3 protein-coding genes are annotated in these 6,056 nt (G+C 59.4%); all 3 read right to left on the bottom strand.

From position 1 onward, the window contains the following. Positions 1-551 precede the first annotated feature (551 nt). Complete coding sequence (gene glgP, locus QZ292_RS09175) at positions 552-4,829, bottom strand: alpha-glucan family phosphorylase (protein ID WP_294600821.1); 4,278 nt, start codon at positions 4,827-4,829, stop codon at positions 552-554. A gap of 124 nt (positions 4,830-4,953) precedes the next feature. After that, complete coding sequence (locus QZ292_RS09170) at positions 4,954-5,352, bottom strand: YraN family protein (RefSeq protein WP_294600819.1); 399 nt, start codon at positions 5,350-5,352, stop codon at positions 4,954-4,956. Between the two features lie 186 nt (positions 5,353-5,538). Next, positions 5,539-5,862 (bottom strand): hypothetical protein, encoded by a 324-nt coding sequence (locus tag QZ292_RS09165; RefSeq protein ID WP_294600817.1) that lies wholly within the window; start codon positions 5,860-5,862, stop codon positions 5,539-5,541. Positions 5,863-6,056 lie beyond the last annotated feature (194 nt).

Raw genomic sequence — 6,056 nt, 5'->3', positions numbered from 1 at the left:
CGCGCGCCTTTGGGAAATCTTGTCCAAAGCGCAAGTCGCTTTGAACGATTTCCCTCTTAAGGCGTGGCGCGCGGTTCTTCGCCGCCTTAAACGGCGGCACGCGGCGAGCTTTGCCCCGTCTGAAACTGCCGCTTTTTGGCTTCGCCTTCCTCGCGCTACCTCGCCAAAGCTCGCAAGCAGCTTTGGTCTCGGAACGCTGCTCGGTTGAAAAAAGCGGCACCAAAACCGACGTAGCAGCCGAGTTGCCATCAAGTTTACTTGAATGGCCGAGGCGCAAGGAGGAAACCTTAAGGTAAACTTTTAGTTAGCTACGCTATGCCTTAGGCTCCGCAAGACTCAGGCCCCACGTCCCGTGGACGAGAAATGCTACGCATTTCTGCGGCTGGGTCAGCCCAACTCTTCGCCCCGCTCTCTGTACGTGCGTATAGGCCCCCTCATCGGCAACAAAAAACGTCCTCATCCGATCCGGAAGGATCGATGAGGACGCAAACAGGCTGAAATGCGGCAAAGGAAACCGGCAAAACCGGCCTACTCCCTTCCCGACAGAAATGCTATACCCACTTCACCAGAGCAAAATCCATCCGGTGAGGCAGTTTCGGGTTCCGGGCGAACACACGGATCGCCACATCGTACGATCCCGCATTTTCCGGTGCCGAACGGAGCTTATAGGTCACCACACTTCCCTCCACGTCCGTCCGCTCAAACTCACAGGTGTTTTTGACCGTGATTTTCCCCTTATCCTGCCCTTCGGTGATCTGGTCGGCGATGACCAGTTCCACGCCCACATCTTCCGGCGAGAGTCCGTCGACATCCACCCGAACCTCCAGGTTGTAATATTCGCCCAGTTTGATCGCCGTATGCGCTACGTCAAACTGTTTGAAGTCGAGCACGCGGACTTTGTCCCAATCGCGGCTCACACGCCGTTTCCAGGCCGCGATCTCACGCGCTTCGGCGAAGTTGTCGGCGATCATCCGTTCGTGCCGGGCGAAGAGTTTCGCATAATAGCGGTCTTCGTAATCCTGCATCATGCGGTTGGTCGTAAACTGCGATGCCACTTCGGCCACGCACTTCTTGATGGCCGCCACCCAGCCGACCGGCAGGTTGCTTTCGTTCCGGTTGTAGTAGAGCGGCGCGATCTGCTCCTCGATGGTAGAATAGATCAGCTCGGCATCCATTTCGTCCTGATAGCGCTGGTCGTCGAACGTCTTCTCCATCGGCAGCATCCACCCTGCCCCTTCGCGGTAGCCTTCGACCCACCAGCCGTCGAGCACCGAGAAGTGGAGCACGCCGTTCATCACGGCCTTTTCGCCGCTGGTTCCCGAGGCTTCGAGCGGCCGGGTCGGGGTGTTCATCCAGACATCGACCCCCTGCACCATCCGCCGGGCGAGTTCCATATCGTAGTTTTGCAGGAAGACCACCTTTCCGAGGAACTGCGGCATTTTCGACACTTCGACGATCTTCTTGATCAGATCCTGTCCCGCCTTGTCCGCCGGGTGTGCCTTGCCGGCAAAGACGAACTGCACGGGCCGCGTCGGATTGTTCACGATCCGTTCCAGCCGTTCGAGGTTGGTGAAGAGCAGGTGCGCCCGTTTGTAGGTGGCGAACCGACGCGCGAAGCCGATGGTCAGCACGTCGTTCTTCAGCGACTCCTGAATCTGGACGATCTGCCGCGGCGAGTCGAACCGGAACTGGATCGGGTCGGCCACGCGGCTCCGGATCTTCTTCATCAGGCGTTCCTTGAGGAAGAGGCGGATATCCCACAGCACCCGGTCGTCGATCTGGTAGACTTTGTCCCAGTTCTGCTTGGAGTAGTCCCCGTTGCGGAACGATTCGCCGAACGCGCTGTAATACAAATCTTTGAGTTTCGTAGCCGCCCACGTCGGGAAGTGCACCCCGTTGGTCACGTATCCGATATGGAGTTCGCAAGGGAGGTATCCCGGCCAGATATTCTTCAGAATCTCTTTGCTCACCTCGCCGTGCAGCCAGCTCACGCCGTTGACCTCCTGCGACATGTTGGAGGCGAGGACGCTCATCGAGAATTTCTCGTTCGGGTCGTTCGGATTGGTCTTCCCGAGGTTGATGAACTGCTCCCAGGTGATCTTGAGGCGGTCGGGATAGTGCGACATGTACTGCCGGATCATATCTTCCGGAAAGGCGTCGTGCCCGGCCGGCACAGGGGTGTGCGTAGTGAACAGGGACGAGGAGCGCACGCATTCCAGCGCCTCCGAGAAGCTGAGGTTGTGCCCTTCGATCAGGTCGTGCACCCGTTCGAGGCCGATAAAGGCCGCATGCCCTTCGTTGCAGTGATAGACATCACCCTTGATTCCCAAGGTATTGAGCAGTCGGATCCCGCCGATCCCCAGCAGGAGCTCCTGTTTGAGCCGGTTGTCCCAGTCGCCGCCATAGAGGTGGTGAGTAATCGAGCGGTCTTCCGGCAGATTGAGGTCGTGGTCGGTGTCCATCAAGTAGAGTTCCGTCCGGCCCACGTCGCACCGCCATATTCTGGCAATGACTTTCCGCCCCGGGAAATTGACGGTCACGGTCTTCCAGTTCCCCTCGGCATCGCGCACGGGGGTAATCGGGAGGTTGAAGAAGTCCTGCGGTTCATAGCTGGCCTCCTGGTCCCCGGCGGCCGAGAGGCGCTGGGTGAAGTAGCCGTACCGGTACAGGAGCCCCACCCCGGTCATCGGCACGTTCTTGTCGCTCGACTCCTTGAGGTAGTCGCCGGCCAATATCCCCAGCCCGCCGGAGTAGATTTTCAGCGTATGGTGCAGACCGTACTCCATGGAGAAGTATGCGATTTTCGGCCTGGCATCCTGCGGTTTAGCCGCCATATAGGCCTGGAAATCCGCAAACACGGCATCCATCCGGCCGAGGAATTCCTGATTTTCGGCGAGTTCGCGCAGGCGGGTCAGATTCAGCCGGGCGATCAGGTCGATGGGGTTTCGATCGACCTGGTTCCAGAGTTCCGGGTCGATCGATTCGAAGAGTTTCCGCGCCGGGTCGTTCCACGACCACCAGAGGTTCTTGGTCAGCACTTCGAGCGGGTGCAGCCGCTCGGGCACCGAACTTTCGACCATCATCCGGGTCCAGTTGGGCCGGCTGTCGAGCACCAGCTGGTGGCGCATATAGCTGAGTTGTTCGTGACTGGCGCCTCCGTCGGTCTGGGGGTGCGTGTCGCGTTCTGCTGCATTTTGCAGCGCATTGTCGTAAAGCTCCATATAATGCGTGTAAAGATTCGACCAAAGTGCCGTCCCCGCGATCTGTCGGGCCGAGGAGCGGTGTTCGTTCATCTCGCCGTCGTCCATGGCGGCGTAGTTTCTCAAGGTTGCGGCAATGGCGCTCACCACCTCCGGACTGTTCGTGTCGTCGCGGTGGATCACCGTCACGCCTTTATGCCCTTCGGCCGCATACTGCCGCACCCAGAGGCCGAAGCCGGCCAGATCGGTGGTCACGGTAGGCACGGAGAAGGCGATGCTCTCCAGCGGGGTATATCCCCACGGTTCGTAGTAGGAGGGGAAGACGGTCACGTCCGTCCCCACGAGCAGTTCGTAGTAGGTTTTGTTGAAGATCCCGTCGTTGCCGTTCAGATAGCACGGCACGAAAACGGTGTGCACCCGATTGCCCCGTCCCAGCAGGCCGCGCGCCCGCAGGTGATTGACCACGGGATCGTTGTCCGGATCGCCGAGGTAGTGGGTAGCGTTCAGCGCTCCGGCATGGTCCATCGAGCAGGCCTCGTTCCCGGCCAGCACTCCCTGCAGATCCTTCCGCGCCCCGTGGTTCCAGCCGGGCACCATGACATAGGCCAGGATATCCCGGGGCAGAGAGTCGTCGTTGTTGAGTTCGCCGAGCGAGTCGATGAATTCGTCGATTCCTTTGTTTTTGAACTCATACCGGCCGCCGATCGAGACGATGAGCGGATCGTTCTGCAATTTGAATCCCAGGGTCGCCTCGGCCACGCGGATCAGGGCATTGCGTCCTTCGCGCCGTTTGGCTTCGGCTTCGGCCCCCTCCCAGACGAACCCGTTTTCGAACCCGTTCGGGGTAATCGCGGTCACCTCGGCATCGAGCAGAGCCCGGCATTCGTGTGCGGTAATGGCGCTGACGGTCGAAAAGCCGTCGACCTGATGCGCCCCGACCTTCTCGATGGAGTGTTTGGCCACCACGCCGAACTGTCGGGCCATCTCGTCGCCGTTATAGGAATCGAGCCCGCCGTACAGCGGCAGTCCGTTTCCGGCAATGGCCCGTCCGGTGACCGTCGCGTGGGTGGTGAAGACGGTCGCTACGGCCGGCATGACTTTCCGCAGGTACAACGCTCCCGAGACGGTCTGCCATTCGTGGAAATGGGCCACCGCCCGCAGCTGTTGTCCGAAACGGTACTTCAGGAAGCTTTCGATCACCTTTCCGGCGACGTAACCGAACAGCACGGGTTCGACATAGTCCCACTGTCCGGTGATGGAATCGACCTGATAGTCCTCCCACAGCGAGGCCAGGAGCTGGTCTTTGCGATGGATCAGGACTGAAAAATTGACGAGTACGGCAATGGGAGTCCCTTTGACGTTTTTCCAGCGCCCGACACGGATCCGGAGCCCCTCTTCCTGAGCCATCCTCCGCCAGTCGCGGAACAGGCCGGGGTCTTCGTCGAATTCGGAGTTGCTACCTTCGCTGGTCAGGTCGGGCCCGATGACGATATAACGGTCATCGCCGAAGTGTTCGATGGCGGTCAGGGCTTTGGTGCCCACCACCGTGTGAATACCGCCTACTTTGTTGCAGACTTCCCAGCTGACTTCAAAAAGCAGATCGGGTTTCTGAGGTTGATGTTCACTCATAAGCGAGATTTTCGGAGGTTTCGTTGTCCCGGCGATCGGGTTTTCGATGCGCGTGCCGGGTATACGCAACGCGCCAAAGATAGTGCTTTTTTGGCAATTACGACAAAACCGCCTTGCCGGAAGGTCACCGCACGGCATCCGGATAGTAGCGGATTTCGGGCCGGCGGCCGGGATGTTCAGAGAGGATCACGGCAGCGATATCGATCTGTATCTCCGCCGTGATCCCGCCGCAGGCCAGATAGCGCTCGGCGGCGGCTGTCATGCGACGGACTTTGGCGGGGGTCACGGCGGTTTCGGGCGCAAAGTCTCCGCATCCGCACCACTCTGCGGTACGGGTTTTGACTTCGACGAAGTGGTAGCGCCGGTCTGGCGACCGGGCGATCAGATCGATGTCCGTAGCTCCTCTGCCGTGCCTGGGATCGCGCCACCGCCGTTCGACGATCTCCCACCCGCAGGCAGTCAGATAGTCGGCGACGAGTTGTTCGCCGGCCATCCCGATATCGAGGTGAGAGGTGTCTGGCATTCGGATAAGTTTCGGATTAACGGATCAAGGGAGAGGGGGCAGCGCCTTTAGCTCCTGAGGTCGGTTCGGGATAAGGGCTGCGGTTTGTTGGGATAGAGGTTGTCCTTGTTGGTAGCTTTTAAGGTCGAGGCTGCCTGTTAGGGTTAGGATAGACCCGGGCAGTTTTCGAGTGCCGAGCGGCACCGTTTATTCCGAGAGGCAACGCAACAGAAAACCGTAGGCGCGGTAGTTCGCGTAGCTGGGATTGAGCCACGTCACGTAGAAATCCAAGTGCATGCCATTAGAACCGCTGACCGTCGAAGACCAGCTGTAACCGCCGTAGCCGACGCGGCCCAGCGCGCCTGTATCCCGATTGCGGTAGCCCGGGGCGGGGTACCAGGCTAGCGGGGTTCCCGTTCCCGAGGTGGTTACCTTGTACAACCGACCGTTGGTCGCCTTGTAATTGCCTGTCCCATACTTTTCACCCGCTACGCCATCCGAATAGTACGGGAAAGTCCCGTTCAGCGGCACATCCGCGTCCCGCGTAAAGTCAGACCAAGTGCCGTTCCGTCCTCTGTCCGCGCGCTGACGGAAATCTTATCCAAACGCGAAGTGCGCGTTTGGATGATTTCCTACTTCAGCGATCGCGAGCGAGTGAGCTTTGTTCGCATTTTCCGCGCGCCTTGGGAAATCTTGTCAAAATGTGCCGACACATTTTGACGATT

It is taken from the genome of uncultured Rikenella sp. (assembly GCF_910577125.1).
Taxonomy (GTDB): domain Bacteria; phylum Bacteroidota; class Bacteroidia; order Bacteroidales; family Rikenellaceae; genus Rikenella.
This window is presented reverse-complemented; position numbering and strand designations above follow the sequence as displayed.